At 64.0% G+C, this 1,913-nt stretch carries 2 protein-coding genes; both read right to left on the minus strand.

Features of this window, described 5'->3' with window-relative positions:
* Positions 1 to 1,301: TRAP transporter large permease subunit (locus tag KUV86_RS14635; RefSeq protein ID WP_222164403.1), on the minus strand; the 1,301-nt coding region annotated here is incomplete at its 3' end.
* Complete coding sequence (locus KUV86_RS14640) at positions 1,301 to 1,885, minus strand: TRAP transporter small permease subunit (RefSeq protein ID WP_222164404.1); 585 nt, start codon at positions 1,883 to 1,885, stop codon at positions 1,301 to 1,303. The genes KUV86_RS14635 and KUV86_RS14640, both read right to left, overlap by 1 nt.
* Positions 1,886 to 1,913: the final 28 nt, after the last annotated feature.

Consider the following 1,913-nt stretch of genomic DNA (forward strand, 5'->3'; position numbering starts at 1 on the left):
TCGACCAGCCACATGGCCATCTCGGGCCACATCAGCAGCGCGGCCAGCACACACAATTGCAGTGCGATGAACGGCAGCAGTGACACAAAGATGTCTTTCAGGCTGATCTCCGGCGGCGCCACCCCTTTCAGGTAGAACGCGGCCGGGCCAAATGGCGGCGACAGGAACGACACCTGCATGTTGACGGCGAACAGGATGCCGAACCAGATCGGGCTGTAGCCCAGCTGAATCACGATGGGGACGAAGATCGGCAGAGTCAGCATGGCAACCCCGATCCAGTCCAGGAACATGCCCAGCACGATCAGGATGGCCATCATCACCAGGATGATCACGATCGGCGCCACGTCCAGGTCCATGATCATGCCCGAGATGAAGCGGTTGCCGCCCATCAGGTTGTAGACCCCGACCAGTGCCGCGGCACCGATGCCGATCCAGATGATCATGCCGCAGGTCACCAGGGTCTGGGACAGCGCTGCGTGCATCATCTTGAACGAGAACTCGCCCCGTGCCAGCACGGCCAGCAACACACCGAACACGCCCATCGCGGCGGCTTCAGTGACCGAGGCCACGCCGCCGTAGATCGATCCCAGCACCAGGAAGGCGATCAGGGCCGGCACGATGATCGAGCGCAGCGCCGCGCCCTTGGAGGCGAAGCCGGCATTGCGATCCTCGTCGCTCATCGGCGGCCCCATGGCCGGATTGCGCAGACAGCGGACCAGCACGTAGCCGATGTAGGACAGCATCAGGATCACCGCCGGGGTGATCGCGGCAGTGAACAGGTCAGCAATCGAGACGCTGGCGATCAGGCCGTAGATGATCAGCACGATGGACGGCGGCATCATGGTGCCCAGGGCCCCGCCGGCACACACTACGCCAATCGACAGGTGCTTGTCGTAGCCGAGCCTGAGCATCTGCGGCAAGGCCAGGATGCCGAGCAGCACGATCTCGCCGCCGATGATGCCGGACAGCGCGGCCAGGAAGAAGGCCACCACGATGGTCTGGACCGCCACACCGCCCGGCAGCCGGCCGGCAAACACCCGCATGGCGTTGAACAGATCCTTGGCGATGCCCGATCGGTCTAGTAACGAGGCCATCAGCACGAACATCGGCACCGCCACCAACGAGTATTCGGTGACGAATCCGTAGACCCGGCTGGTGACCAGCGGCAGCGCGTTGGGGCCAAACCAGCCAAAGGTAAAGGCCAGTGCCACCAGCCCGGTAATGAAGGCCAGCGGCAGGCCGGTGACCAGCAAGGCAAAGATGGCACCGACCAGCAGCAGCGTTCCGTCTGCAATATCCATCAGTCAGCGCCTCCTTCGGGTGCATCGGGGACGGGTTTGCCCTTGAGCGACTGGAACACGTGGATCAAGGCCTGCACGCACATGACGGCCAGGGCCAGCAGGATCATGCCCTTGACCACCGCGGGAAAGGGCGGATTCCAGGACGTGCCGGAACGCTCTAGCTGCCACTCGCCCAGCGGATTGTGGGACGCCCCGTAGAACATCACCCAGGCGGCATAGCTCATGCCCAGGCAGAAGCCGAAGGTGACCACGTCGTTGAAGATATCGAGGGCACGACGGAAGGTCGGGCCCACGGCGTCGTAGAGGACCTTGACGCGGATATGGCGGTTGGACGCCAGCGCCGCCGGCCCCCCCAGGCAGAAGCTGACCGCCACCAGCATGACGACGGTTTCGTGCACCCAGGAGGTGGGCGAGCCGAAGCCATAGCGCATGATGACTTCATACACGCTGATGGCCATGGCAATGAACACCAGCCAAGCGGCCAGCTGAGCGACCTTGACCACGCCCTGGTCAAAGCGGCTGCGCACCACGTCGGGTGCGCGTTCGGGCGCCTTGTCGGCGTCCTGTCCCGGCAGGTCTGTCATGGGACTTCCTCGACGGCTTGAGGATCGC

The organism is Halomonas sp. DP8Y7-3 (assembly GCF_019801675.1).
Taxonomy (GTDB): domain Bacteria; phylum Pseudomonadota; class Gammaproteobacteria; order Pseudomonadales; family Halomonadaceae; genus Halomonas; species Halomonas litopenaei_A.